Below are 23,892 nucleotides of genomic sequence, written 5' to 3'. Positions count from 1 at the left end.
CTTATGCTGCGTTATATCGCCTATCGGCTGGCCCTGCTGATACCCATCCTGCTTGCTGTTTCGCTACTGGTATTCGTGCTGCTGCATATGGGGCGGGGTGATCCTGCTCTGGATTACCTGCGTCTCTCCCAGATTCCGCCTACGGACGCGGCCCTGGCGGAGGCGCGGCATACGCTGGGGCTCGATCGTCCTTTGGTTGAGCAGTACTTGATGTGGCTCTGGCGCGCGCTGCATCTGGATTTCGGAACATCATTCGTGACGGGACGGCCCGTCCTGGGTGATCTTCTCTATTACCTGCCCGCCACCCTTCAGCTAGGAGGCGCTGCGCTGGCGGTCACTTTGCTGGTCAGCTTGCCGCTGGGCATCTGGGCGGCCCGCAGACCGGGTGGCTGGCCGGATCAGCTTGTACGGTTTATCGCCTTTTTTGGCGTTTCGATGCCCAATTTCTGGCTGGCGTTCCTGATGGTCGCCCTGTTTTCCGTGACCCTGGGATGGCTGCCTTCCATGGGGCGGGGAGGAATAGCGCATCTGGTCATGCCGGTACTGGCAGTGGCGCTGATGTCGTTATCGATCAACGCGCGACTTCTTCGTGCCAGCCTATTGGAAGCCAGCGGGCAGCGACACGTCTTGTACGCGCGCCTGCGTGGGCTGCCGGAAGGGCAGGTATGGCGCAGACATATCCTGCGCAACGCCTGGCTACCCGTCGTGACAGCCATCGGGATGCATGTCGGTGAATTGATTGGCGGCACGCTGGTCATCGAAACGATTTTCGCCTGGCCCGGGCTGGGCCGTTTTGCAGTCAGTGCCGTTTACAACCGGGACTTCCCCGTATTGCAGTGCTTTACGCTGCTGATGACCGGGCTGTTTGTCCTCTGCAATCTGGTTGTGGATGTACTGTACGCCTGGCTCGACCCTCGCACGCGATTGGAAGGAGCACAGGCATGCTAGTACAGACGATGAACGCGCCCCGGACGCGCTCATGGGGGGCTTGGCTGGGTGGTGTATTGGTCATCCTTCTGCTCGCCTTGACGCTGCTGGGGCCCTGGTTGGCTCCCTACGATCCGACTGCCGTCGATGTGAGCCAGCGGCTACAGGGGATGAGCGAAGCACATTGGCTGGGAACCGACCATCTGGGTCGTGACGTCCTGTCGCGCCTCATTACTGGGGCACGTTTGTCCCTGGGTACGGTTGTGCTGACGCTATGCCTGATCCTCACGCTTGGCATTGTCGTAGGCGGTGTGGCCGGGTTTATCGGTGGTCGACTGGACACGGTGCTGATGCGAGTCGGCGAGTTGTTCATGACCGTACCCACCTTTGTTCTGGCGCTCTTCTTTATTGGTGTGCTGGGAACAGGGCTTTCGAATGTCATCCTGGCCATCGCCCTTTCGCATTGGGCCTGGTATGCCCGAATGGTTCGCAGCCTGGTGATCTCGCTGCGTGGGCGAGACTATCTGCTGGCATCCCGTCTGGCGGGTGCGTCACGTCTGCAGAGCTTTGTCAGCCACATTCTGCCGAGCGTGCTGGGTCAACTGATGGTCCTGGCCTCGCTGGATATCGGCCACATGATGCTGCACGTATCAGGTTTGTCCTTTCTCGGTCTGGGCGTCAGTCCACCTACGCCGGAGTGGGGCGTGATGATCAACGACGCCAAAGAATTTCTCTGGACGCATCCTCAACTCTTACTCTGGCCGGGTCTTATGACTTTCCTGACCGTAATGGCCTTCAACCTGCTTGGGGATGCGTTGCGGGATCGCCTGGATCCCTCGCTGCGCACAGGAGGGCATTGATGGGTCGTGTATTGGAAGTCCAGGGCCTGACCCTGGCTGTTAATGATCACGTCTTGGTCAAGGATCTGAGCCTGACGGTCAGGACCGGGCGTGTTACCGCTTTGGTGGGTTCCAGTGGCTCTGGCAAATCCATGACCTGTCTGGGCATGCTCGATCAACTTCCCGCAGGCGTGACAAGGGTGTCAGGACACGTGCTGTGCGACGGACAAAGGACGAGCGGCGAGCATCTGCGGGGGCGTCAGGTTTCCATGATCATGCAGAATCCCCGTTCTGCCTTTAATCCTGTACTGACGATGCGGGCGCATGCTTACGAAGTGCTGGCGCTGCGTAACATCCGTGGTGCAGATGCCCAGGCGCGTCTGGACGCCTGCCTGGTGGATGTTGGCCTGAATACTTCCTCTCAGGTGCTTGACCTTTATTCCTTTCAAATGAGTGGCGGCATGTTACAGCGCATGATGATTGCGTTGGCACTGCTGGCTGAAACCCCTTTTCTATTGGCCGATGAACCAACAACGGATCTTGATCTGCTCATGCAGGCACGTGTGCTGGATGTACTTGATCGACTGGTTGAAGAGAAAGGTCTAGGAATTCTGCTGGTAACGCATGACATGGGAGTTGTTGCCCGTTGCGCCCACGATGTGCTGGTGATGGATGAAGGGAGCCTTGTGGAGGCTACGTCTGTCGAGCAATTGTTTGAAGCACCATGTAGCCCTGCCGCGCGTGATCTGCTGGCTGCGCATCAGGCGCTCACCTTGGCGGAGGATTATGAATGAGACTGCTCAGCGCTGAGGGTATCGGGCACGGCTATCGCTCGGGAGGTTTCTGGTCACGGCGGCCCTTGCAGACCGTATTGCAGGGTGTGGATTTTCACATTGACGAAGGGGAAAGCGTTGGTCTTCTGGGAAACAGCGGCAGTGGTAAAAGTACATTGGCGCGTCTGTTGCTGGGACTTGAAAGACCGATAACCGGGCGCGTCAGCTTTCGGAATGAGGTGCTATCCGAGCTACGGGGTGAAGCGCTTCGTACGTTTCAGCGCCGTGTCCAGTTGGTCTTCCAGGATGCACCAAGCGCATTCAACCCTCGCCACTCGATTGGCTGGAGTCTGTCTGAACCGCTTCGACACTTGATGGGTCTTTCCAGGCCGGACTGTTTGCGGCGAGTTGCTCAGCTGTTGGAGCAGGTTGGATTGGCGGCTTCCATGGCTGACAGGTTCCCCGGCCAGCTCAGTGGCGGACAGCTCCAGCGGGTCGGCATTGCGCGGGCGCTGGCATCAAACCCCTCGCTCATTGTACTGGATGAGGCGCTGTCCAATCTGGATCGAGTCCTTCAGGTGCAGATACTGGATATGCTCAGCGAAATACGTGAAACGCAAGGAACAGCCTTTCTGTTGATTACCCACGATCTAAGCCTGGTACAGCGGCTGTGCCATCGGGTGGCTGTGCTGGATCAGGGGCGGCTGGCCGAAGAGTGTAAGGTAACCACGGGGCTGCGTTTTGAGCATCCGGCTGGAGTGGCGTTACAGAAAGCCATTCTGCCGGCTCGACCTGTAAGGCGCGCGCCGGCCGTTCTTTAAGGTTTCTCAGCCAGCAGCATCAGATTGCGGGGTGTCAGGCTAGGGTCGCAAAAGCTGCCTAGTCTGACCTCGTAGCCCTGTTCCTCCAGAAAGAGCGCCCGATCAAGGAGCAGCCAGAGCTCGAGCGGTCGCCGGAAAAGCCCGCGGACCAGTTCAAGATTGCGAACAGCGGCGAGACGCTTCCAGCCGGCGGCCTCAAGTGCCTCCCAGTTGCGCTCAGGGATGGGCGGCAAGCCTTTGAGCGTGGCAAGCTCCAGGCAGTAGTCGCGAAAGGTGCGCTGCAGCCAATGGGTTGCCAGTGGAGGAGTAGGAAGGTATTCATCGATTCCGCAGATCTCTCGCTGAAGCAGGTCGAATCCCAGCCTTCTGGCCATGGAGAGGTCACGCTGGCGGCGAACCCGGGCACCGGCGGTCACGGTTTCACACAGGGGCAGCCCAAGGTCCTCCTTGCTCAGGAGAAGTGCTGACTGCCTGGCGTTCGCGGAAAGCGGGCGGTACTCATCGCCGCTGATACGGTTATAGCAACAGGGCGCTAACGCCAAGGCAGGGCAGCCTGTCTGGCTGGCTACCTGCATCAACCGCACATGGAGATCACCGCACGCATGCAGCGCTACAGGCGTGTGAAAGGCCTTAAGCCTTTTCGTAACAGAATCAGCCATTACATCCTGTTCATAATGATGGGCTGAAAGCCCCAGGCGCTCGCTGATACGTTGCCCTGTCTCTACCAGTGAGGGATCGTATTCCAGACAGTCGAACGCAGCGCCATGGACGCCCAGGCGTCGTCCTAAATGACCTTTGCCTGAGCACCAGTCCAGCCAATGCGAGGGAGGGCTGCTGAACAAGGCGTGGTGAGCGAATGCCTCCACCTGCTGCCATTTGCGTCCCGGCACGTCCACGCTCAGCCTGTTAGGCGCTTCGCTGTACTGCCTGGGCAACTCGCCGATCATGCACAGCTGACGTGCCTCTTCGGCCCAGGCTGGAAAAGGCGAGGGGGCCTTGAGTGCATGGGGATGTGTATGCGTAGCCTCCGCCTCTTCAAGTGAGCGGGCGCGAAGCCACGAGGATAACCCCGGGTTGGCCTTCTCCCAAGGCAGTGTTGGCTGGGTGAACGGCTTGGGTCGCCAGAGCGCCTGGTGCTGTATCAGGAAGCTGTCCAAGGCATTGAAGCGTGCTTCTAACGCACTGCCCTGGAGGAAGGAAGCAGGATAGGTCTCACTCATGCCGATCACGGAGGCTAACGGGGCGGCGAAGCATAACGCACCGCCCTGTCGCTGTGATCAGTAGAGGCTGAACGGAAAGTATCGGGCGTTGATCTGCTGGTATGTCCCGTTGGCGAGAAGACCTTTGAGCGCTTCATCCAGGCGGGCTTTCAGCGGATCGTTCTTGCGTACCGCTATCGCAATGCGGTCCTTTTGCAGGACGGGTTCGCCTTTAAGCTCGAAGCGTTGCCCCTCTGGGGTCTGCAGCCAGGCGTAATGCGCAAAGCGGTCTCCCAGTACGGCATCCACACGCCCATCTGCAAGGGCCTGGTTGGCTTCCTCCTGGGAGTCGTAGAAGCGCATGTTGACCTGACCGCCCAGATGGTTGGAGAGCCAATCTGCCGAAAGCGTCGCGCGGCCGGCACCGATAACCTTGCCTTTGAGTCCGCGGGGGTCTGTGCTGAACGGTTTATCCCTGGGGGCAATGAACTGAATGCTGTTCATGTAGTAGGGGATAGTGAAGGAGACGAGCTGCTCACGCTCCGGTGTGATCGACATCGAGGAAATGATGGCGTCGAACTTGCGTGCGTTCAGTGAAGGCAGCATGCGATCCCAGCTGGTGATCACGAACTGGCATTGCACCTTGAGTTCTGCACACAGTGCCTGGGCAATATCCACATCGAAGCCGGTCAGCTTGCCGTTACCACTAACGCTACTGAACGGGGGAAGCGAGCCTTGAACGCCCACTTTGAGAACGTCGGCTGCCAGAGCTGTGCCGCACAGGCTTAAGCCCGCCATCAAAGAAATAACCCATCGCTTGAGCCGCTTCATTCATTCCTCCATCTACAGGTCTGTATAAGCTTTACAGCTGTTTAACCGCAGGTTGTCAAATAAAAGACCCAAGACGAGCAATTGGGCGAGCGGGAGAAAATCGTGCTGAAGCCTTTCAGGGCAGTGATACGAGGCGGGACAAACATGCAGGCAAAAAAAAAGCCCGATCAGTGATCGGGCTTTTAGAATCATGGTGCCCAGGGACGGAATCGAACCGCCGACACGGGGATTTTCAATCCCCTGCTCTACCAACTGAGCTACCTGGGCAACGGGGCGCATTAAACCGTTATAAACGATTTGTGTCAAGCGCGAGTTGAAAAAAAATTCAATTTTTACCGTGACTTAAGTGTTTAGCCCAAAATCAGAAGGGCTGGCCCCAGATCATTCGCTTGGCGGTACGTATCCTTCGGCTTGCGCGTACTCTTCGCCAGAAAGGAATTTATCCATTTCCTGCTGAAGGAATTTACGGTCATCGGCATTCATCATGTTCAGACGGCGCTCGTTGATCAGCATGGTCTGATGTTTCTGCCAGTCATCCCAGGCCTGCTTGGATACATTCAGGTAAATGTCCTCGCCCTTGGCGCCCGGATAAGGCGGGCGATCCAGGCCAGGCAGTTCTTGCTTGAGCTTGCGGCACATGACAGTGCGGGTCATACGGTTTCTCCTTTCAACGCCTCTTCGGCGCGCTTGAGCAATTTCTTGACCGGGGCTGCCAGCCCCAGGCGTGGCGGATTGGCGAGGTTATACCAAAGCCAGTCCGGTTCGGTCATGGATTGATTGCGGCTGTCCACATGAATCAGCCAGGGCTCAATGTTGAGCTGGAAATGGCTGAAGGTATGTGTAAGGCCAGGCAAGGCCTGACGCTGCTCCATGATCAGGCTGTAACGCTCAGTCAGGGCCCCCAGCTGATCGACCGTATCGAGTTCAGGTGGACTCCAGAGGCCACCCCAGAGCCCGGAAGAAGGACGCCGGTAGAGCAGGATGGCATTGTCATCATTGATGATCAGTGGCATCAGGGTCCGCTTTTGCGGCAAGGTCTTCCGTGGCTTGGGTTCGGGAAAATCGGTTTCACGTCCCAGCCGATGGGCCTGGCAGCCTTCTTTCAATGGACAGAGCAGGCAGGTGGGCTTGCTGCGTGTGCACAGTGTAGCGCCCAGGTCCATCATGGCCTGAGTGTAGTTGCCCACACGAATATGAGGTGTATAGCGCTCCGCCACGTCCCATAGCGCTCGGGCGACGGCGGGCTCGCCGGGATAGCCGGACTGTGCCGAATAGCGCGCCAGAACCCGCTTGACGTTGCCGTCCAGAATCGGCGCGCGAATGTTCATGGACAGGCTGGCAATGGCACCTGCCGTCGAGCGGCCTATGCCTGGCAGGTCCACGAGGGCTTCGACACTGCGTGGAAACTCACCGCTGTGCTCGGTGACGACAATCTTTGCCGTCTTGTGCAGATTTCGGGCGCGACTGTAATACCCCAGTCCCGTCCAGAGGTGCAGTACTTCGTCTTCAGAGGCAGCGGCAAGCGCCTGGACATCGGGAAACGCCTGCATGAAACGGTCAAAATAGCCCAGCACTGTACTGACCTGGGTCTGCTGGAGCATGATCTCCGAGACCCAGACCCGATAAGGGGTGATGTTCTGCTGCCAGGGCAGGTCCTTGCGGCCATGAATGTCGTACCAGTTCAGGACTGCGCTGGAAAAGCGTTCCGGATTCATCGTTTGTGGAATAACCCCTTGATGGCATCTTTGAGTTCGGGACTGACCTTGTCTCCGAGCTTTTCATCCAGTTTCTCATTAAGTCGATCACCCGCCAGTCGGGCGACGATCTTGCTCATGCCGTCGCGATCCAGGCGGCAGGCCTTAGCGCCCAGCTCCAGCGGACCCCGGCAATGCAACGGCCACTCGATGCCGGTATAGCGCTCATTGACCTGACAGGCCGGGTCGGGCATGTCGCTCTTGTCGCCTTCGACGGTTACGCCAATGCGGTAGTCCAAGCCCAGCACGCGTAAGTCGATATCACCGTTGCCCTTGGCCGTCAGGCCGGGAATGCGGGCAATCAGGTCCTGGTTGCTGGCGACTCCATTATTGATGGTCAGACTACCGCTCAGCTCGCGGAACGGAGTGTCCTGGCCATCATGCGCACTGGCAAGTGTCTTTTTGTTGAGCAGCGCGATGCCCTGGCAGAGCTGGCCCTCTAGGTTGGCATTGGCCAGGACACCATTGCTCAGACGAAAGCGCGCCGTTCCATCCAGGCTATCCATCCATGCCTTCTGGCTATTGCCTTGCGCGGTCAGGTTGGCATCCAGATCTAGCGCCCCCCGTACGGGTGGCTTTTGGCCCTGGGCCTGGAGAATTTTTTCAACCGGTACCTGAGCAATACGTTCGGTCACATTGAGTTTGGGTGTGATTCCTCGAACATCAAGGGCACCATTGGCCTGAAAGCGACCGCTGAACAAGTCGCCACGCAATTCGCTCAGTGTGACGAGGCCGTCTTTACCGTTGAGCTTGAGGCTGGCGTTATCAATAGGCAGCTTGGTGACCACGAAGTGATCCAGGTTGAGCGAAGCGTTCAGATCCAGTGCTTTGAGCCGCTCTACAGGAAGAATGTCCTCACTGCTCCAGGCATGCTGAGTGGGGGAGGAGGGAAGCGGTGAATTGCCCTGGCTGGCAACCGCATCGGCTGCAGTCACTTCGTTCTGGCGAGCTGTATTGCTCTCGTGCTGAGCGGCAGCCGTCTTGGCGGGCAGGTAGCGATCCAGGTCGAGGCGATCACCCTTAAGGTCAATGCGCAAGGCTTTACGGGCGAAGTCTTCTACGGCAATACGACCCGAGAAGGTGCCGCCATCCAGTACAAGGTTCAGGTCTTCCAGCGCCAGGCTGTTCTGGTTGCCGGACAGGCGTGTATTGAACTCAACTTGCTTGAGCGTGTTGGCGTCAGCCATTTCCGGCAGGGCGACACCAATGCCGGTCAGAAAGGCGCGCAGATCGGTCTGTGCAATGGACAGGCCGCCTTCAAGCTTAGGTGCCTTTTCAAGGTCATGCACTTTGAGTTCACCCAGCGCCTTGAGCTGGTTGAAAGTCAGCTTGAGGCCGTTCCACTCAGCAACCTGAGCGGCCCGGTCCAGAAGAAGTTGACCTTCCGCTGAATATTTCAGCAGCTGTCCGCCGAAGGGCTCGCCTGTGGCATCGCCGGACAGGTTGGCATTGTCCAGCTGGTAGCGCTGTAAGGCATTGTCAAAGCGCAGCTCGCCAGTCAAGACCACCGAGGCATTGACGGGCGGTTGATTGGTCGTGAGGGTGCCCAGCAATTTCAGCGGAATATTAGTGCCTTCGCGGATGCTGCCAGTGCTCAGGTCGAGGCCTTCGAAAGCATAATGCGCGCCGCTGCGGGCATCGCTGTAATCGAGGCGTGAGTCCTTGACTGTCAGGCTATCGATATCCAGCTTGAGTGGGCGGCGTGGCGTGTCATCCTGGCCGGCTGGCTGCTCCGCCGGTTGGTCGTTTGGCGTACCGGGGGTTTTATCGGGTGCAGGGCGGCCAATGTTTTCCCAGTTGGCCTGGCCTTGTTCGTCGCGTGCCAGCGTCAGGTTGAGGCCGTCCACGCGAATATCACTCATCTCGACATCATGGCGAAGCAGCGGCAATACGCGTACCGAGAAGCCCAACCGCTGTACGTTGGCAAGCGGCTTTTGTGGTGTGGTGGCACTGGCGATGGTCGCATCATGAAGTTGCAGGCCAAGCCATGGAAAGAGGCTCCAGCCTATATCGCCGTTAAGGGTCAGCTCGATGTTGGCCTTGTCCCGAGCAAGTTGGCGGATTTCGTCTTTGTAATCGTTGGGGTCGAACAAGTGGGTCAAGGCAAAGCCCAGCGCCACGATGATCAGCAGCAGCCCAAGAAAGACAAGGCCGAGCACTTTTCCGAACGCTTTCATTGACGGGTCCTTATCTAAAACTTAAGTAATGGCCGAGTATAACGCTGCCAAGTGGTCGTTTTGGCTGGATGAACGTCAGAAGCGCGATATCGGCCTCAGACTCTCTGTCGCGCTGTAAATGCCGTTTGGCGTGTAGGCACGAAAAATTGAGTGCTGTGCTCTGGTATTTACACGCCATGCGCTCTATTGTCGCGCCCCGACTAAAGGAGAATTCGTTCGCGTTTTTGAAAAAAACGGTGCGTTGGGGAATGCCCGGTCTTTTCTGCGAACACTTCAGCGAGTCGTCAACACTTCATATAGGGGATTTCTCATGAGCATTACGCTCACACAGAGCGGCACTTCCGCTCGTCCCGCTTTCCTATCCAAGGAACGGATCGTTGCCACCCATGGCTTCAACCGCTGGCTGGTACCGCCAGCAGCACTGGCCATTCATATGTGTATCGGCATGGCCTACGGTTTCTCCGTATTCTGGTTGCCGCTGTCTCGTGCCGTTGGCATTGATGCACCCATTGCCTGCGCGCCCACCATGGGCTTTTTCGATCAGCTTTTCGCCACGGGCTGCGACTGGAAAATCTCCCAGTTAGGCTGGATGTATACCCTGTTCTTCCTGTTCCTGGGCTGCTCGGCTGCCTTTTTCGGTAGCTGGCTGGAGCACGCCGGTCCTCGCAAGGCAGGCGTCGTGTCGGCATTCCTGTGGTGCGGCGGTCTGGTGATCTCGGCCATGGGCGTGTATACCCACCACATCTGGCTGCTCTGGCTGGGGGCTGGTGTGATCGGGGGGATCGGGCTGGGGCTTGGCTATATTTCGCCAGTTTCGACACTCATGAAGTGGTTCCCTGACAAGCGGGGCATGGCGGCCGGCATGGCGATCATGGGCTTCGGCGGCGGTGCGATGGTCGGTGCGCCCCTGGCCGACATGCTGATGCGCCATTTCGCAACGGCTGAAGATGTTGGTGTCTGGCAGTGCTTCCTGGTCCTGGCCGGCGTCTATTTTGTCTTCATGATAGGTGGCGCGCTTGCGTACCGCGTACCGCCGCCTGGCTGGCGTCCGGAAGGATGGTCGCCTTCGCTGAAAAAGACCGGCAATGACATGATCACCAGCCGTCACGTGCATGTCAGCAAGGCCTGGCGCACGCCCCAGTTCTGGCTGGTGTGGGCGGTACTCTGTCTGAACGTTTCCGCTGGTATCGGTATCCTGGGTATGGCATCGCCCATGCTGCAGGAAGTATTCGGTGGTCGCCTGATCAACGTCGGTATTCGCTTCAATGACCTGAACAAGGATCAGCTGGCGCAGATCGCCACGATCTCTGCCGGCTTTACTGGCCTGCTCAGTCTGTTCAACATCGGCGGTCGTTTCTTCTGGGCATCGTTCTCGGACTTTATCGGTCGCAAGATCACGTTTTTCGTGTTCTTTGCGCTGGGCTTTGCCTTGTACGCGATCATTCCGTGGACCAGCCACATGGGCAGCGTAGCGCTGTTCGTGTTCACGTTCTGCCTGATTCTGTCCATGTACGGCGGCTGCTTCGCTACCGTGCCGGCTTATCTGGCGGATCTCTTCGGTACGCAGATGGTGGGGGCGATCCATGGTCGTCTGCTGACGGCCTGGGCCGCTGCCGGTATTTTCGGTCCGGTGCTGGTGAACTACCTGCGTGAATACCAGCTGGGCCTGGGGGTTCCGCGTGCAGCTGTCTATGACACTACGCTTTATATCCTGTCGGGCCTGCTGATCCTCGGCTTTATCTGTAACCTGCTGGTACGCCCGGTGGCAGACAAGCACTTCATGACCGAGGCCGAGCTGGCTGTTGAGCGTTCCAAGAGCAACGACAACAACTTCGACAATCTAGTGATCGAATGGTCGGCTGACCCGTCCAGCAAGACTTGGGTCATTCTGGCCTGGGCTGTGGTCGTCATTCCGTTGGCATGGGGTGTTCTCATTACCCTGGGCAAAACGGCTGTGCTGTTCGGCTAAGCGATACCGCTCGCGGCAGGTGCAATGCCTGCCGCGTTTCCCGCCACTCGTCCCATCCTTCCTCTCGTTTGCGTTTAGGTGCCTTTCACGGCTTCTGCTTCCTGGCTATGGCTTCTATACTGTTTACCCTTTTTGCCCCCTCATTTCGCGGAGCAGGTAATGGCCGAACGCAAGGCAGCCGTCGAGCGCAATACCCTGGAAACCCAGGTCAAGGTATCCATCAATCTGGATGGCACCGGGCAAGCCCGATTCGACATCGGGGTTCCCTTTCTTGAGCACATGCTGGATCAGATCGCCCGCCACGGGTTGATCGACCTGGACATCCATTGCAAGGGCGACCTGCATATCGACGATCACCATACCGTTGAGGACGTGGGCATCACGCTGGGTCAGGCCTTTGCCCAAGCCATTGGCGACAAGAAAGGCATCTACCGTTACGGACATGCCTATGTGCCACTGGACGAAGCCCTGTCCCGGGTCGTCATCGATTTTTCCGGGCGTCCCGGTCTACACTGGCATGTACCGTTTACCCGGGCTACGGTCGGAGGCTTCGACGTCGATTTGTTCATCGAGTTTTTCCAGGGCTTCGTCAACCATGCGCAGGTAACGCTGCATGTGGATAACCTGCGTGGCATCAACACTCACCACCAGATCGAGACAGTCTTCAAGGCGTTTGGACGCGCGCTGCGCATGGCAGTCAGCCAGGACGAGCGCATGGCAGGACAGATGCCATCTACCAAGGGGTGTCTCTGATGCAGATGGTAGCAGTCATCGACTATGGCATGGGCAACCTGCACTCGGTTGCCAAGGCGCTTGAGTATTCAGGCGGCGCACGCGTGCTGGTCACGGGCGATCCGCAGATCATTCGGGAGGCAGACCGCATCGTCCTGCCCGGCGTAGGCGCTATCCGCGATTGTATGGCTGAGATCCGCCGCCTGGGCATTGATGTGCTGGTTCGCGAAGTCAGCCAGGATCGTCCCTTCCTGGGAGTCTGTGTGGGCATGCAGGCCTTGATGGAAACCAGCGAGGAAAACAACGGTGTTGACTGTATCGGCCTGTTTCCCGGTCGGGTGCGCCGCTTCCCTGCCGATATGGTAGAGAATGGTGAAAAGCTTAAAGTCCCGCACATGGGATGGAACGAGGTGGCGCATACCCTCGATCATCCGCTTTGGCATGGTATTCCAGACCAGAGCCGCTTCTACTTTGTGCACAGCTACTACATCGAGGCCGCCAACGCTCGCCAGGTAGCCGGCCGAGGCCATTATGGCGTGGACTTTACCGCCGCCTTGGCTGACGGTCCGCGCTTTGCCACGCAGTTCCATCCCGAAAAGAGCGCAACCTGCGGTTTGCAGCTCTACCAGAACTTTGTTGCCTGGGACGGCCGCTGGTAAGCCTGGCTGACTGTACTAGCCGCCATGGCAAGGCTTGAGCGCAAGCACAAAGCCAGCCCGTGGCGTTTTATCACTATTAGTGAACGCATTCCTGGCGCTGAACCTGTGCCATGCAGGCCGCCCCGAATGCCTTGGGTAGAGATCTATGCTGATTATTCCTGCAATTGATTTGAAAGATGGCGCCTGCGTGCGTCTGCGCCAGGGCCGTATGGAAGATTCCACGGTTTTCTCCGACGATCCTGTAAGCATGGCGGCCAAGTGGGTCGAAGGCGGCTGCCGTCGTTTACACCTGGTTGATCTTAATGGAGCGTTCGAAGGCCAGCCGGTCAATGGCGAAGTGGTTACCGCGATCGCCAAGCGCTATCCCTCCCTGCCTATCCAGATCGGTGGCGGTATCCGCTCATTGGAAACCATCGAGCACTATGTAAAGGCTGGCGTGAGCTACGTGATCATCGGCACCAAAGCCGTAAAGGAGCCAGCATTCGTAGCTGAAGCCTGCCGAGCCTTTCCAGGCAAGGTCATCGTTGGGCTGGATGCCAAAGACGGCTTCGTGGCGACTGATGGCTGGGCGGAAGTCAGTCAGGTGCAGGTAATCGATCTGGCCAAGCGCTTCGAGGCAGACGGCGTTTCGGCGATTGTTTACACCGATATTGCCCGTGACGGCATGATGCAGGGATGCAACGTACCGTTTACTGCCGCGCTGGCAAACGCTACCCGAATTCCTGTCATCGCGTCGGGCGGTATCCATAACCTGAGCGATATCCAGAACCTGCTGGATGCCAAGGCACCCGGTATCATCGGCGCCATTACCGGTCGCGCGATCTACGAAGGCACGTTGGACGTCGCAGAGGCTCAGGCCCTGTGCGATCGTTATCAGGCATAAGACAGCCGACAGACGAGGGATACCGTATGGCACTTGCCAAGAGAATCATTCCCTGCCTCGACGTGGACAATGGCCGCGTGGTGAAGGGCGTCAAATTCGAAAATATCCGTGACGCCGGAGATCCGGTAGAGATTGCCCGTCGTTACAATGAGCAGGGCGCAGATGAAATCACCTTTTTGGATATCACCGCCAGCCACCAGGGCCGCGATACCACCCTGCATACGGTCGAACGTATGGCGAGTCAGGTGTTCATTCCGCTGACCGTGGGCGGTGGCGTTCGTACCGTGCAGGATATTCGTAACCTGCTCAACGCGGGTGCAGACAAGGTCTCGATCAATACTGCAGCAGTCTTTACGCCCGAGTTCGTCGGAGAAGCCGCAGACCGTTTTGGCTCGCAATGCATCGTTGTCGCCATCGATGCCAAGAAGGTCTCGGCACCGGGCGAAACGCCGCGCTGGGAGATCTTTACCCACGGTGGCCGTAAGCCGACCGGGCTGGACGCCGTTGCCTGGGCACGCAAGATGGAGGACTTGGGAGCGGGTGAAATCCTGCTGACCAGCATGGATCAGGACGGCACCAAGAGCGGGTTCGACCTCGGCGTGACACGTGCCATCAGTGAGGCCATCAATATTCCTGTTATCGCATCAGGTGGTGTCGGTAATCTTGAGCACCTGGCTGCCGGTATTCTGGAAGGCAAGGCCTCGGCGGTATTGGCTGCCAGCATTTTCCATTTTGGAGAATACAGCGTGCCTCAAGCCAAGGCCTATATGGCTGAACGGGGTATTGTGGTCCGATAAATAGAGATTTACGTCACACTTGGCACGCTTCCTGTTAAAGAAATTGCCCAAAACAAAGCAGGAGGCGTGTCCATGTTCAACGTTGTCATGGCGTTTTGGGTCAGTGTGTTGATGGTGAGTGCTGGGGCCGCCCAGGCAGCCAGTGCCAACAATCGTATTGATCTGCTGACAGAAAATTTTCCCCCTTACAACATGTCGGTCGATGGCAAGAACTTCGCACAGGAGGAAAGCCTGAGCGGAATAGCCGTGGATATCGTCCGGGAGGCCTGTAAGCGGGCCGGAGTTGCTTACTCGATGACGCTCCGCTTTCCCTGGGAGCGTATCTACAAGACCGCACTGGAGCAGCCTGGCTACGGCGTTTTCGTGACGGCTCGTCTCCCCGAGCGGGAAGATTCTTTCAAGTGGGTGGGGCCGATAGGACCTGATGACTGGATTCTGCTTGCCCGTGCGGACTCATCGCTAAAAATTGGCAGCCTGGATGACGTAAAGCGTCAGGGTTTGCGCATTGGCGCCTATAAAGGTGACGCGATCGCCGAAAGTTTAGTGAAGCAAGGCATAAACCCAGACCTCTCACTGCGGGATCAGGAAAACGTTCAAAAACTTCAGGCAGGGCAGATTGACGTCTGGGCCACCGGCGATCCGGCGGGCCGTTATCTGGCGCGTCAACAAGGGGTTACTGACTTCAAGACCGTTCTGCGGTTTAACGAAAGCCAGCTCTTTTTAGCCTTGAACAAGCAGACACCTGACAATGTGGTGCAAAAACTGCAAAACGCACTGGAGCAGATGCGCAAGGATGGTGAAGTCCAGCGCATCCTGGAGCATTACCTTTAAATAAGCATTCGATTGTGCCTTTGCCGGTGGCACAGCAGTTATAAGAAACAAGGAGCTGAAGTGATGTCCAAGTCGATATTGCGTGTGGTGATGTTGGGGTTGTTATTGGGAGCAGGCGCAGCAAAGGCTGCGGTCTCCGACAATTACTCGATGGTCCTGCTGACTGAGAATTTCCCGCCATTCAATATGGCTGTCGACGAAAAGAATTTCGCCAAGGATGACGGGATTGACGGCATCAGCACGGATATTGTCCGTGAAATGTTCAAGCGTGCCGGAGTCAACTATTCCCTTTCTCTGCGTTTCCCCTGGGACAGGCTTTATAACCTGGCGCTGGAAAACCCTAATTACGCGCTGTTCTCCACGTCCCGCACACCTGCCCGCGAGTCGCAGTTCAAATGGGTAGGGCCCCTGGGTAAGACGCGTAAGGTGTTAATGTCGACTAACGCCAGCAATATCAAGTTGACCAACCTGGAAGGCGCGAACAAGTACAAGATCGGTACTTACAAAAGCTCGGCGGTCAGCCAGATCCTGGCTGACAAGAAGATTCCGTTTACCGAGTCCCTTCGCGACCAGGAAAACGTCGGCAAGCTGGAGAGGGGCGAAATCGACTTCTGGGCAACGACCGATGTTGTGGCTCGGTATCTGGCCAAGCAGGAAGGGGTGTCCAATCTGCAAACCGCGTTGGTCATCGATGAGGCAGACCTATACCTGGCGGTCAACAAGGATACGCCGGATGATGTAGTTGCCAAGCTGCAGAAGACGCTGGATGAGATGCGCAAGGAAGGCGTAGTCGATCAGATTACCAATAACTACCTGTGACCCTTCAGGGCCCTGTAGCAAAACCGGAGCCTGGGCTCCGGTTTTTGTTTCAGCGGTACACACCATTCTTGCCATGACCGGCCATGGCTTTATTGCTGCGTAGAGCAATCATCTGCTCGACATCGATAATCTCGATCCCATTAGCGATCAAAGTGGGCAGCTCGCGCTCCAGAACGCTTAGCGTGGCTGGACGAGGATGACCAATCAGAACGGCCGTGCCTTGCTTGCGTGCCAGCCTGACGCCTTCCTGCAATTGCGCTGCGATTGCATCAGCCTGGTTTACATTGTCCAGGAACACATCGCGGGAAAGGCTCGCCAGCCCAATCTTCTGAGCTTCGGCGGCTGCAACCGTGGCTGCACTGGTACGGCTATCGAGGAAAAACAATGATTTGGCCTGCAGGGTTTGCATGAGCTGGCTCATGGCCGGGCGATCAGCCGTCATCCGACTACCTTCATGGTTGTTGACCCCGCTGACATAGGGGACTGTAGCCAAGGCGTTTTCGAGACGCTTCAGACGCTCCTCACCGGAAAGCTCGGGATGCCAGGCGAAGGGGCCGCCCGCAGGGTCCATAGGCAGATGCAGAATGACCGTACGGCCTGCCTTATGGGCTTCGCGAGCCAATGTCGCGCCGAAGGATGTGCCCGGCATGATGGCCAGGGTCACCGGCCCGGGCAGACCAAGAACGCGACGATCCTGGGAGAGGTTCTGTCCCAGGTCATCGATTACGATGCTCAGGCGTGGTGGCTCAGCCGCAGCGGCTCCAGCTGCCAGAGCGAGCAGCAGGAGCGAGCCAATCCAACGCCTGATCACTGATTGCGTGTGATGCTCAGCCCTTTCAGGAGGCTGAGGGCTTGGGACAGCTGGAAGTCATCATCTTGCGGGCGGGGCGTCTGGTTAGGCGCCTTGCTTCCGGTAGGACGATCCGGGCCGCCGTTGGCATTACCCAGGTGACCGGCCAGATCAGCTTCTTTGAAGAACTCAGGATTGTCTTCTGGGGTGACTTTGGCGGGTGCGACCGCCACATCAGGGGTGATGCCCTGCGCTTGAATGGATCGACCCTTGGGTGTGAAGTACAGCGCTGTGGTCAATTTGAGTGCGCGGTCGTTGTTAAGCGGCAGAACTGTTTGCACCGAGCCTTTACCGAACGTATCCGTACCCATCAGGATTCCGCGCTTGGAATCCTGCAGAGCGCCCGCCACGATTTCCGCCGCCGACGCGCTGCCACCATTGATGAGGACGACCAGCGGAACACCTTCGCTGGGGTCAGCCGCGTCGGCCGAGAAGCTCAGCTCGGAGTTCTGGATGCGACCCTTTGTATAGACGATCAGCCCCTTGGTCATAAAGGCATCTGCAACCTCGACAGCGGCCTGCAAAACGCCGCCGGGGTTGTTTCGCAGGTCGAGCACCAGGCCGTTGAGCTTATTGCCCTTGTTCTCTTTGCGAAGCTGCTGGAAGGCCTTTGTTACTTCATCGCCCGTGTTTACCTGGAACTGCGAAATGCGCAGCAGGCCGTAGTTAGGCTCCAGCAGTTGCGCCTTGACGCTCTTGACCTTGATGACGGCCCGGTTGAGTTTGACATCGAAGGGGCGGCCACCGCCGCGTACGATAGTCAGGGTAATCGGACTGCCGATCTTGCCGCGCATCTTGTCTACGGACTGGCTGATGGACTGACCCTTGGTGGGCTGGCCATCGATCTTGACGATCAGGTCTCCCGGCTGGATACCGGCCTTGGCAGCCGGCGTGTCATCAATAGGGGAGACCACTTTTACGAAACCGTCCTCCTGACCCACTTCGATCCCCAGACCACCAAATTCGCCGCTGGTGGTTTCCTGAAGCTCAGCAAAATCCTTGGGTTCAAGGTATGCCGAATGCGGGTCCAGGTTGCTCAGCATGCCCTTGATGGCGTTTTCGAGCAGAGTCTTGTCGTCCACCGGCTCAACATAGGCTGCCTTGATGCGGTCCATCACCTCAGCGAACGTACGCAGCTCTTCGAGTGGAAGCGGCGCGTTGTTGATGGGCGCTGCTGCCCCTTCGACCGGGGTCACCGCGGCGGGCACTTCTCCTGGCGTCTGTTGCTGGGCCCAGGCGGTTGAAACGCCACTCAGCCCTATCAGCGAGAAAGCCAAGGCGGTGAGACGAAAGCAATGCGGCATGCGTAGCTCCTAATGTGTCCGGCACTAACCCTGGGCACGGCACCAGGTAAGCGGATCCGACGGACGACCCTTCTGACGTATGGCGAAATAGAGGGCAGGGGTGTCCTGACCTCCGCTGGTCCCGACGGTTGCAATCGCATCGCCCGCCTTGACCTGATCACCTGCACTCTTTAACAAGCTTTGATTATGCCCGTATAAACTGAGATAGCCGTTGCCGTGATCAATGATCACCAGCTGTCCGGCCCCTCGTAACCAGTCGGCAAACACTACCCGGCCCGCATGAATAGCGTGTACCTGGGTGCCTGCGCTGGCTGAAATCAGTACACCATCCCATTTGGCGCGCGGGTCATCGCCACGCGGGCTGCCAAAGCGTGCCAGCAGGCGACCGTTCACAGGCCAAGGCAGCTTGCCTTGTGCGCTGGCAAACGGACCGCCAAAGCCTGGTGCAGAACTAGACACCGCAAGGCCCGGTGTGTTCGTTGGCCGTGTCGTTTTGCTGCTTGCGCGACTACGCTCTTCCGCTTCCCGCGCCTGTGCCAGTGCACGCTGGCGAGCCTGCTCAGCCTCACGAGCCTGGCGGGCCAGTGTCTCTTCAATGGTTTTCAGGACCTTGCCGAGTTCTGCCTGATCCTGCTCGCGCGATTTCAGCGCACGGTTGCGGTCGGAGTAGTCGCTGTTCAGCTTGGCCAGGGTCTCCTGGCGTGCCTTGCGGACTTCGGCCAGCTTGTCCTGCCGCTCCTGCAAAGCGGCTTGCTGAGCGGTCAGCTGCGATTGCTCGTTACGAATGTCACTCTCTACCCCGGCTAGCTGTTTCAGGGTGTCGTTGAATGTCGCGAGTTGGTCGAGGCGGGCCTGATTGACATAGTTATAGTAGGTCAGGGTGCGGCTGACCTTTTCCGGTTGTTCCTGATTGAGGAGCAACTTCAAGTATTCCTGACGGCCGCTTTGATAAGCGGCACGAATCTGAATAGCGATCAGTTTTTGTTGCTCAAGGCGTGACTGATCGAGTTTTTTTTTCTGGTCATCCAGCTTCTTCAGCTTCTCCTGACCTTGATCCAACTGATCCTGGAGATCCTTGACCTGCTTTTCCAGGTCGCCCATCTCCGTTTCGGTCGATTTGAGCTGCTTTTGCACGCCGGACTTTTCGGTCTGGATGCCTTGCAAGAGCTTCTGCAGTTCGGCGATATCACGCTTGGTGGCTTCCAACTGGCGCTGGGTATCCTCGCGCTGATCGGCCACGGCCGGAGTAAGCAGACATGCAAGAAGAACGAGGGTAAGGGCGCGAAGCATCGAGTAACAAATATCCCATGAGGAAGCGCCCTAGTATGCACGGGGCGGCTAGCAAAAAAAACGGCGAGACGAGCCGTAGATGACTAGGTGCTCTTTTATTGGTTGACGATCAGAAGTACCGCTGAGTCGTCAGGGACGCAACGATACTCCCAATCGGGTAAATGAGCAGGCCGTGATATTTAATTCACGGTAATAATCGTACGACCGGTCATCTCCTTGGGTTGCTCCATACCCATAAGCGTCAGCAAGGTGGGCGCTACATCGGCCAGTACACCGCCTTCACGAATGTGAACGGAGCGCTTGCCTACATAAACGAACGGAACCGGCTCGGTGGTATGCGCAGTATGCGCCTGACCCGTGGATTCATCTTCCATCTGCTCGACATTGCCGTGGTCTGCCGTAATGATGGCCTCGCCGCCGACCTTGTCCAGCGCTTCCACAATGCGTCCCATGCAGGCGTCCAAGCATTCCACTGCTTTGACTGCCGCCTCGAATACACCGGTATGGCCCACCATGTCGCCATTGGCATAGTTGGCGATGATGACGTCGTAGCGCTGGTTTTCAATCGCATCGACAATCTTGTCGGTAACTTCCGGGGCGCTCATTTCAGGCTGCATGTCATAGGTGGCAACCTTGGGGGAGGGGATCAGGATACGTTCCTCGCCCTCGAAGGGTTCTTCCCGACCGCCCGAGAAAAAGAACGTGACGTGCGCATATTTCTCGGTTTCGGCAATCCGCAGCTGAGTCTTGCCGTTCTTGGCCAGGTATTCACCCAGGACATTGTTCAGACTTTCCGGGGCAAAGGCACTGGGTGCAGGAATGCTGGCAGCATATTGGGTCAGCATGACATAGCCTGCCAGGTTTAGCGTCCGGGTACGGGGGAATTCCTTGAAGTCCGGCTCGACAAACGCACGGGACAGTTCACGGGCGCGGTCAGCGCGGAAGTTCATGAATACCACAGCGTCACCGTCTTCTACTTTAACGGGAGTTCCGACGGTCGTTGCCTTGACGAATTCATCGCTCTCGCCGCGCTCGTACGCTGCGTTGAGGCCTTCGGTAGCCGTTGCGGCATGGTATTCCGCGGTGCCGTCCGTAATGAGGTTATACGCAGCGGATACGCGGTCCCAGCGATTGTCGCGGTCCATGGAGAAATAGCGACCAATCAGCGACACGATACGACCTTTGCCCAGGCGGGCAAACGTGGCGTCTAGCAGGTCGATCGAGCTTTGCGCGCTCCTGGGCGGTGTATCGCGACCGTCGAGGAAGGCGTGCAGGTAGATCTTCTCGGCGCCACGCTTGGCCGCCAGCTCTGCCATGGCAACCAGATGGTCCTGGTGGCTATGGACGCCGCCATCGGACATCAGGCCCAGGATATGGACGGCCTTGCCTGCGCCGACTGCCTTGTCGACGGCTTCGCCAATGACCGGATTCTCGAAGAACTCGCCATCGCGGATGGCCTTGGTGATACGGGTGAAATCCTGATACACCACACGGCCGGCTCCCAGGTTCATGTGACCTACCTCGGAGTTGCCCATCTGGCCGTCAGGCAGGCCCACATCCATGCCGGAGCCAGAGATCAGACCATGGGGCTGTGTCGCCAGCAGGCGATCCCAGACCGGCTTTTTTGCCGCGTAAATGGCATTGTGCTTGGTTTCCTCGCTGTGGCCAAAGCCGTCGAGGATGATCAGGACCAGAGGTTTGGGTGTGAATGCCATGATTTCGGACTCTTGTTAGCGCTGTTTCGAAAGGCAACGGTTATCTGAAGTGTAACTGCCAAACGCCTAGCGACGCCACGCATGCAGGGTATGGTGCATGAGGTCGCGTGTGTATACTGGCCAGCATTTTTTGACTCCGGATACTTCGTGCCATGCAATTCGTTTCCCGGCTGATCGAGTTCGCCACTCACCATTACTTGCTTGTTGGCGCCTTGTTGGTGCTCTTGATCCTTCTGCTGATACACGAGACACGTCGTAGCGGGCGCAGCCTGTCAACGGCGGAGCTGACCAAGCTTCTCAATACAGAGCAGGGCATTGTGCTGGACATTCGTCCGAAGAAGGAGTTCGCTACCGGTCATATCGTCGGGGCAGTGAACATTCCTCAGGACAAACTGGCCAGCAGCCTGTCCCAACTGGAGAAGCACAAGGATAAGACCCTTATCGTTGTCGACAGCAATGGTCAGCAGGCCGGCGCTGCCTGCACGCCGCTACAACAGGCCGGATTCACTACGGCCCGGCTGACGGGAGGTCTCTCTACCTGGCGTGGGGAAAACCTGCCGCTCGTGAAAAACTAATTGTCGGACAGGAGGTACTTTCATGCCTGAAGTCATCATCTACACCAGTGCCTGGTGTCCTTACTGCCATCGAGCCAAGCACCTGCTCGACAGTAAAGGTGTGAAGTACCAAGAAATTGCCGTCGATGGCCAGCCTGCAGTGCGTAGTGAAATGACACGCAAGGCCGGCCGGACCAGTGTTCCGCAGATCTGGATTGGCGAAACCCATGTGGGTGGCTGCGACGATCTGTATGCGCTCGAGCGCTCAGGCCGTCTCGACCCGCTCCTCTCTGCCTGAATTAACCGATAAACAATAAGGTTCTGTCATGACTGATAACCTAAACGGAGCGCAGCAGACTGAAGAAGGCGCTCAGTTCTCCCTGCAACGTATCTATATTCGCGACCTGTCTTTCGAGGCGCCCAAGAGCCCGGACATCTTCCGTCAGGATTGGCAGCCAAACGTCAACCTGGATCTATCCACCCGCCAGAAGGCGCTGAACGAAGATTTCTACGAAGTCGTCCTCACGCTGACCGTAACGGTGAAGAACGGTGAAGACACCGCTTTTGTTGCTGAAGTACAACAGGCCGGTATCTTCCTGATCAAGGGTCTGGATGCCTCTTCCATGAGTCATGCGCTGGGCGCCTTCTGCCCGAACATCCTGTTCCCTTATGCACGTGAAACACTGGACAGCATGGTCGTGCGTGGTTCCTTCCCGGCGCTGATGCTGTCGCCGGTGAACTTCGATGCGCTGTACGCTCAAGAGCTGTCGCGCATGCAGACTGCAGGTCAGGCCTGATCTACGCTGTAGAAAAAACGCCCTTCGGGGCGTTTTTTTATGCCGCAGTGATTTATTCCGGCATGAAAAAGCCCAGCTGGCGCCAGCCTTCGTAAACGGTAATGGCTACCGCGTTGGAGAGATTGAGGCTGCGACGATCCGGTAGCATGGGCAGGCGTAGCAGGTGCTCGTGGGGAAGGGCATCACGCACCTCGGCTGGCAGCCCGCGGCTCTCGGGACCAAACAGCAGGGCATCGCCTACTTCATAGCGGACATCGGCATAGGACTGTGTAGCCTTGGTAGAAAAGGCCATCAGCCGACGGGGTTGTAAATCTGCTATACAAGCTGACAGCGATGCGTGACACCGCACGGTCGACCACTCATGGTAGTCCAACCCGGCGCGACGCAGCTTTTTGTCGTCAAGCGCAAAGCCAAGTGGCTCGATCAGATGCAGACGGCAGCCGGTAACGGCACACAAGCGAATGATATTGCCCGTATTGGGCGGAATTTCCGGCTCGAACAAAATGACGTCAAACATGGTAGCTAACACAGGAATAAAGAGCGGTATGGTAACGCCACCCGGCGACAATGGCTGCTGCTTCGTACGGTGGATATGGGCTGGTTGCGGAACGGTGGCATGTTGAGACGTCTGTTTCATGCCGTACGCCGTCTGTTTCTCGAGGTACGCGAAGCCAAGGCTGCTCGTGAAAGAGAACTCCAACGGGTGGATGATCCTGAAGAGCTACGCCGTGAGCTACAGACTCGCAATCGCCGCCTCCTGGTGTGGTTGGGCGCCATGTCACTGGGCGGGCTGCTGTTCGGGCTGATGGTCGGCCGGATCTATCACGGCGATGTAGGGCCTCGGCAGCTAATCGTTCCTCAAGTACGCGTGGCCCAGGCTGCAGAATACGTTGACGAAGGCTCTGGGAAGCCTATGTATCGTCTGGTGCTGTTCCTGAACAAGGCCCTTCAGTATGAGCGCTATCGCCCAGACGGTGCGTTGAATCTGCGTTTGCCCAACATAAGTTTGGTAGGCGGCAATCAAAGTGCTCAGGTAAAGACAAAAGAGTCACGCAGCTTTTCCTGGTCAGTCACTCAGCAGGGCAAGGACGTCAACGTGCTTGTAGTTGGACTAGGAGGAGCCCTGGCTACTCAGGACCGCCTGGACAAGAAGGAAGACGACCACTGGGAACTGGTCATTGACGTTCCACTGATCTCAGCTGGCCAGTAAACGTGCGCACAATTGAGGCAAGTTTCAAGTGCTGCACATTTTTGGTGCAAGCCTTGAATGCTAAACATTATTCTTCTTTTATGATGCTGTGTTTCTTGTAAAGCCAGTGCAATTGAAGGGTTTCAGCTTTGTATCTGTAACCTATTGATTTAAAGGCCTGA

The 23,892-nt window shown here is 57.5% G+C and carries 25 protein-coding genes and 1 tRNA gene; 15 read left to right on the top strand and 11 right to left on the bottom strand.

Annotated elements, in window-relative coordinates:
- Positions 1-3 precede the first annotated feature (3 nt).
- From nikB to nikE, 4 genes are read left to right on the top strand one after another with little or no spacing between them, the layout of a single operon-like run.
- Positions 4-948, top strand: a complete 945-nt coding sequence (nikB, locus tag B3729_RS22225) for a nickel ABC transporter permease subunit NikB (protein ID WP_286789020.1) — start codon at positions 4-6, stop codon at positions 946-948.
- The gene (gene nikC / locus B3729_RS22220) at positions 942-1,787 is read left to right on the top strand and encodes a nickel ABC transporter permease subunit NikC (protein ID WP_286789019.1); all 846 of its coding nucleotides are present in this window, start codon (positions 942-944) and stop codon (positions 1,785-1,787) included. Before nikB ends, nikC begins: the two co-directional genes overlap by 7 nt.
- Positions 1,787-2,560, top strand: coding sequence for an ATP-binding cassette domain-containing protein (locus tag B3729_RS22215; RefSeq protein ID WP_150348472.1), 774 nt, complete (start codon positions 1,787-1,789; stop codon positions 2,558-2,560). The genes nikC and B3729_RS22215 overlap by 1 nt, the downstream gene beginning before the upstream one ends.
- Positions 2,557-3,360 carry a nickel import ATP-binding protein NikE gene (gene nikE / locus B3729_RS22210; RefSeq protein WP_150348473.1) on the top strand — a complete coding sequence of 268 codons (804 nt, stop codon included), beginning with the start codon at positions 2,557-2,559 and terminating at the stop codon, positions 3,358-3,360. Before B3729_RS22215 ends, nikE begins: the two co-directional genes overlap by 4 nt.
- Here nikE and B3729_RS22205 read toward each other — a convergent pair.
- The 6 genes from B3729_RS22205 to B3729_RS22180 form a co-directional block, all read right to left on the bottom strand.
- Positions 3,357-4,580: a methyltransferase gene (locus tag B3729_RS22205; RefSeq protein ID WP_286789018.1), complete on the bottom strand. Its 1,224-nt coding sequence runs from the start codon at positions 4,578-4,580 to the stop codon at positions 3,357-3,359. The genes nikE and B3729_RS22205 overlap by 4 nt on opposite strands.
- A 57-nt stretch (positions 4,581-4,637) precedes the next feature.
- The gene (locus B3729_RS22200; RefSeq protein ID WP_286789017.1) at positions 4,638-5,390 is read right to left on the bottom strand and encodes a transporter substrate-binding domain-containing protein; all 753 of its coding nucleotides are present in this window, start codon (positions 5,388-5,390) and stop codon (positions 4,638-4,640) included.
- Between the two features lie 191 nt (positions 5,391-5,581).
- Positions 5,582-5,657 (bottom strand) — tRNA-Phe (locus tag B3729_RS22195).
- Between the two features lie 114 nt (positions 5,658-5,771).
- A complete protein-coding gene (locus B3729_RS22190) occupies positions 5,772-6,044 on the bottom strand; it encodes an oxidative damage protection protein (RefSeq protein ID WP_010796151.1) in 273 nt (90 codons plus the stop codon).
- Entirely contained in the window at positions 6,041-7,105 is a 1,065-nt protein-coding gene (mutY, locus tag B3729_RS22185; protein WP_286789016.1) for an A/G-specific adenine glycosylase, read from the bottom strand. The genes B3729_RS22190 and mutY overlap by 4 nt, the downstream gene beginning before the upstream one ends.
- Positions 7,102-9,321, bottom strand: a complete 2,220-nt coding sequence (locus B3729_RS22180) for an AsmA family protein (protein WP_286789015.1) — start codon at positions 9,319-9,321, stop codon at positions 7,102-7,104. The genes mutY and B3729_RS22180 overlap by 4 nt, the downstream gene beginning before the upstream one ends.
- A gap of 310 nt (positions 9,322-9,631) precedes the next feature.
- Here B3729_RS22180 and B3729_RS22175 point away from each other — a divergent pair, with 310 nt between their 5' ends.
- The 7 genes from B3729_RS22175 (at position 9,632) to B3729_RS22145 (ending at position 16,011) form a co-directional block, all read left to right on the top strand.
- Entirely contained in the window at positions 9,632-11,290 is a 1,659-nt protein-coding gene (locus B3729_RS22175; protein WP_286789014.1) for an OFA family MFS transporter, read from the top strand.
- 159 nt (positions 11,291-11,449) lie between these two features.
- Positions 11,450-12,043: an imidazoleglycerol-phosphate dehydratase HisB gene (gene hisB, locus B3729_RS22170; RefSeq protein WP_010796147.1), complete on the top strand. Its 594-nt coding sequence runs from the start codon at positions 11,450-11,452 to the stop codon at positions 12,041-12,043.
- Entirely contained in the window at positions 12,043-12,681 is a 639-nt protein-coding gene (hisH, locus tag B3729_RS22165; protein WP_286789013.1) for an imidazole glycerol phosphate synthase subunit HisH, read from the top strand. The genes hisB and hisH overlap by 1 nt, the downstream gene beginning before the upstream one ends.
- Positions 12,682-12,826: 145 nt before the next feature.
- Positions 12,827-13,564: a 1-(5-phosphoribosyl)-5-[(5-phosphoribosylamino)methylideneamino]imidazole-4-carboxamide isomerase gene (hisA, locus tag B3729_RS22160; RefSeq protein WP_019367289.1), complete on the top strand. Its 738-nt coding sequence runs from the start codon at positions 12,827-12,829 to the stop codon at positions 13,562-13,564.
- 26 nt (positions 13,565-13,590) lie between these two features.
- The gene (hisF, locus tag B3729_RS22155) at positions 13,591-14,361 is read left to right on the top strand and encodes an imidazole glycerol phosphate synthase subunit HisF (protein WP_010796144.1); all 771 of its coding nucleotides are present in this window, start codon (positions 13,591-13,593) and stop codon (positions 14,359-14,361) included.
- Between the two features lie 111 nt (positions 14,362-14,472).
- Positions 14,473-15,192 (top strand): substrate-binding periplasmic protein, encoded by a 720-nt coding sequence (locus tag B3729_RS22150; RefSeq protein ID WP_239383492.1) that lies wholly within the window; start codon positions 14,473-14,475, stop codon positions 15,190-15,192.
- A gap of 63 nt (positions 15,193-15,255) precedes the next feature.
- Positions 15,256-16,011: a substrate-binding periplasmic protein gene (locus tag B3729_RS22145; RefSeq protein WP_150348482.1), complete on the top strand. Its 756-nt coding sequence runs from the start codon at positions 15,256-15,258 to the stop codon at positions 16,009-16,011.
- A gap of 49 nt (positions 16,012-16,060) precedes the next feature.
- On the opposite strand, the gene B3729_RS22140 is transcribed toward B3729_RS22145, so the two are convergent.
- From B3729_RS22140 to gpmI, 4 genes are all read right to left on the bottom strand, one after another.
- Complete coding sequence (locus tag B3729_RS22140; RefSeq protein ID WP_219651731.1) at positions 16,061-16,822, bottom strand: divergent polysaccharide deacetylase family protein; 762 nt, start codon at positions 16,820-16,822, stop codon at positions 16,061-16,063.
- Entirely contained in the window at positions 16,819-18,165 is a 1,347-nt protein-coding gene (locus B3729_RS22135) for a S41 family peptidase (protein ID WP_010796140.1), read from the bottom strand. Before B3729_RS22135 ends, B3729_RS22140 begins: the two co-directional genes overlap by 4 nt.
- A gap of 24 nt (positions 18,166-18,189) precedes the next feature.
- Positions 18,190-19,455: a murein hydrolase activator EnvC family protein gene (locus B3729_RS22130; RefSeq protein WP_150348484.1), complete on the bottom strand. Its 1,266-nt coding sequence runs from the start codon at positions 19,453-19,455 to the stop codon at positions 18,190-18,192.
- 179 nt (positions 19,456-19,634) lie between these two features.
- Positions 19,635-21,170, bottom strand: a complete 1,536-nt coding sequence (gene gpmI, locus B3729_RS22125; RefSeq protein ID WP_239383426.1) for a 2,3-bisphosphoglycerate-independent phosphoglycerate mutase — start codon at positions 21,168-21,170, stop codon at positions 19,635-19,637.
- A gap of 152 nt (positions 21,171-21,322) precedes the next feature.
- Between gpmI and B3729_RS22120 the strand changes: the two genes are divergently transcribed.
- From B3729_RS22120 to secB, 3 genes are read left to right on the top strand one after another with little or no spacing between them, the layout of a single operon-like run.
- The gene (locus B3729_RS22120) at positions 21,323-21,745 is read left to right on the top strand and encodes a rhodanese-like domain-containing protein (RefSeq protein WP_010796137.1); all 423 of its coding nucleotides are present in this window, start codon (positions 21,323-21,325) and stop codon (positions 21,743-21,745) included.
- A gap of 22 nt (positions 21,746-21,767) precedes the next feature.
- A complete protein-coding gene (grxC, locus tag B3729_RS22115; RefSeq protein ID WP_010796136.1) occupies positions 21,768-22,022 on the top strand; it encodes a glutaredoxin 3 in 255 nt (84 codons plus the stop codon).
- Between the two features lie 28 nt (positions 22,023-22,050).
- Positions 22,051-22,521, top strand: coding sequence for a protein-export chaperone SecB (gene secB / locus B3729_RS22110; protein WP_010796135.1), 471 nt, complete (start codon positions 22,051-22,053; stop codon positions 22,519-22,521).
- Positions 22,522-22,573: 52 nt separating this feature from the next.
- Here the strand turns inward: secB and B3729_RS22105 are convergent, their stop codons facing one another.
- Positions 22,574-23,038 carry a tRNA (cytidine(34)-2'-O)-methyltransferase gene (locus B3729_RS22105; RefSeq protein ID WP_010796134.1) on the bottom strand — a complete coding sequence of 155 codons (465 nt, stop codon included), beginning with the start codon at positions 23,036-23,038 and terminating at the stop codon, positions 22,574-22,576.
- 99 nt (positions 23,039-23,137) lie between these two features.
- Here B3729_RS22105 and B3729_RS22100 point away from each other — a divergent pair, with 99 nt between their 5' ends.
- Positions 23,138-23,731 carry a hypothetical protein gene (locus B3729_RS22100; RefSeq protein WP_286789012.1) on the top strand — a complete coding sequence of 198 codons (594 nt, stop codon included), beginning with the start codon at positions 23,138-23,140 and terminating at the stop codon, positions 23,729-23,731.
- Positions 23,732-23,892: the final 161 nt, after the last annotated feature.

It is taken from the genome of Pseudomonas sp. UBA3149 (assembly GCF_002364655.1).
GTDB lineage: Bacteria > Pseudomonadota > Gammaproteobacteria > Pseudomonadales > Pseudomonadaceae > Chryseomonas > Chryseomonas luteola.
This window is presented reverse-complemented; position numbering and strand designations above follow the sequence as displayed.

What these genes read in the sequence shown, in the direction of transcription:
- nikB (WP_286789020.1), top strand. Translation starts at nt 4, where the DNA reads ATGCTGCGTTATATCGCCTATCGGCTGGCCCTGCTGATACCCATCCTG.
- nikC (WP_286789019.1), top strand. Translation starts at nt 942, where the DNA reads ATGCTAGTACAGACGATGAACGCGCCCCGGACGCGCTCATGGGGGGCT.
- B3729_RS22215 (WP_150348472.1), top strand. Translation starts at nt 1,787, where the DNA reads ATGGGTCGTGTATTGGAAGTCCAGGGCCTGACCCTGGCTGTTAATGAT.
- nikE (WP_150348473.1), top strand. Translation starts at nt 2,557, where the DNA reads ATGAGACTGCTCAGCGCTGAGGGTATCGGGCACGGCTATCGCTCGGGA.
- B3729_RS22205 (WP_286789018.1), bottom strand. Translation starts at nt 4,580, where the DNA reads ATGAGTGAGACCTATCCTGCTTCCTTCCTCCAGGGCAGTGCGTTAGAA.
- B3729_RS22200 (WP_286789017.1), bottom strand. Translation starts at nt 5,390, where the DNA reads ATGAAGCGGCTCAAGCGATGGGTTATTTCTTTGATGGCGGGCTTAAGC.
- B3729_RS22190 (WP_010796151.1), bottom strand. Translation starts at nt 6,044, where the DNA reads ATGACCCGCACTGTCATGTGCCGCAAGCTCAAGCAAGAACTGCCTGGC.
- mutY (WP_286789016.1), bottom strand. Translation starts at nt 7,105, where the DNA reads ATGAATCCGGAACGCTTTTCCAGCGCAGTCCTGAACTGGTACGACATT.
- B3729_RS22180 (WP_286789015.1), bottom strand. Translation starts at nt 9,321, where the DNA reads ATGAAAGCGTTCGGAAAAGTGCTCGGCCTTGTCTTTCTTGGGCTGCTG.
- B3729_RS22175 (WP_286789014.1), top strand. Translation starts at nt 9,632, where the DNA reads ATGAGCATTACGCTCACACAGAGCGGCACTTCCGCTCGTCCCGCTTTC.
- hisB (WP_010796147.1), top strand. Translation starts at nt 11,450, where the DNA reads ATGGCCGAACGCAAGGCAGCCGTCGAGCGCAATACCCTGGAAACCCAG.
- hisH (WP_286789013.1), top strand. Translation starts at nt 12,043, where the DNA reads ATGCAGATGGTAGCAGTCATCGACTATGGCATGGGCAACCTGCACTCG.
- hisA (WP_019367289.1), top strand. Translation starts at nt 12,827, where the DNA reads ATGCTGATTATTCCTGCAATTGATTTGAAAGATGGCGCCTGCGTGCGT.
- hisF (WP_010796144.1), top strand. Translation starts at nt 13,591, where the DNA reads ATGGCACTTGCCAAGAGAATCATTCCCTGCCTCGACGTGGACAATGGC.
- B3729_RS22150 (WP_239383492.1), top strand. Translation starts at nt 14,473, where the DNA reads ATGGTGAGTGCTGGGGCCGCCCAGGCAGCCAGTGCCAACAATCGTATT.
- B3729_RS22145 (WP_150348482.1), top strand. Translation starts at nt 15,256, where the DNA reads ATGTCCAAGTCGATATTGCGTGTGGTGATGTTGGGGTTGTTATTGGGA.
- B3729_RS22135 (WP_010796140.1), bottom strand. Translation starts at nt 18,165, where the DNA reads ATGCCGCATTGCTTTCGTCTCACCGCCTTGGCTTTCTCGCTGATAGGG.
- B3729_RS22130 (WP_150348484.1), bottom strand. Translation starts at nt 19,455, where the DNA reads ATGCTTCGCGCCCTTACCCTCGTTCTTCTTGCATGTCTGCTTACTCCG.
- gpmI (WP_239383426.1), bottom strand. Translation starts at nt 21,170, where the DNA reads ATGGCATTCACACCCAAACCTCTGGTCCTGATCATCCTCGACGGCTTT.
- B3729_RS22120 (WP_010796137.1), top strand. Translation starts at nt 21,323, where the DNA reads ATGCAATTCGTTTCCCGGCTGATCGAGTTCGCCACTCACCATTACTTG.
- grxC (WP_010796136.1), top strand. Translation starts at nt 21,768, where the DNA reads ATGCCTGAAGTCATCATCTACACCAGTGCCTGGTGTCCTTACTGCCAT.
- secB (WP_010796135.1), top strand. Translation starts at nt 22,051, where the DNA reads ATGACTGATAACCTAAACGGAGCGCAGCAGACTGAAGAAGGCGCTCAG.
- B3729_RS22105 (WP_010796134.1), bottom strand. Translation starts at nt 23,038, where the DNA reads ATGTTTGACGTCATTTTGTTCGAGCCGGAAATTCCGCCCAATACGGGC.
- B3729_RS22100 (WP_286789012.1), top strand. Translation starts at nt 23,138, where the DNA reads ATGTTGAGACGTCTGTTTCATGCCGTACGCCGTCTGTTTCTCGAGGTA.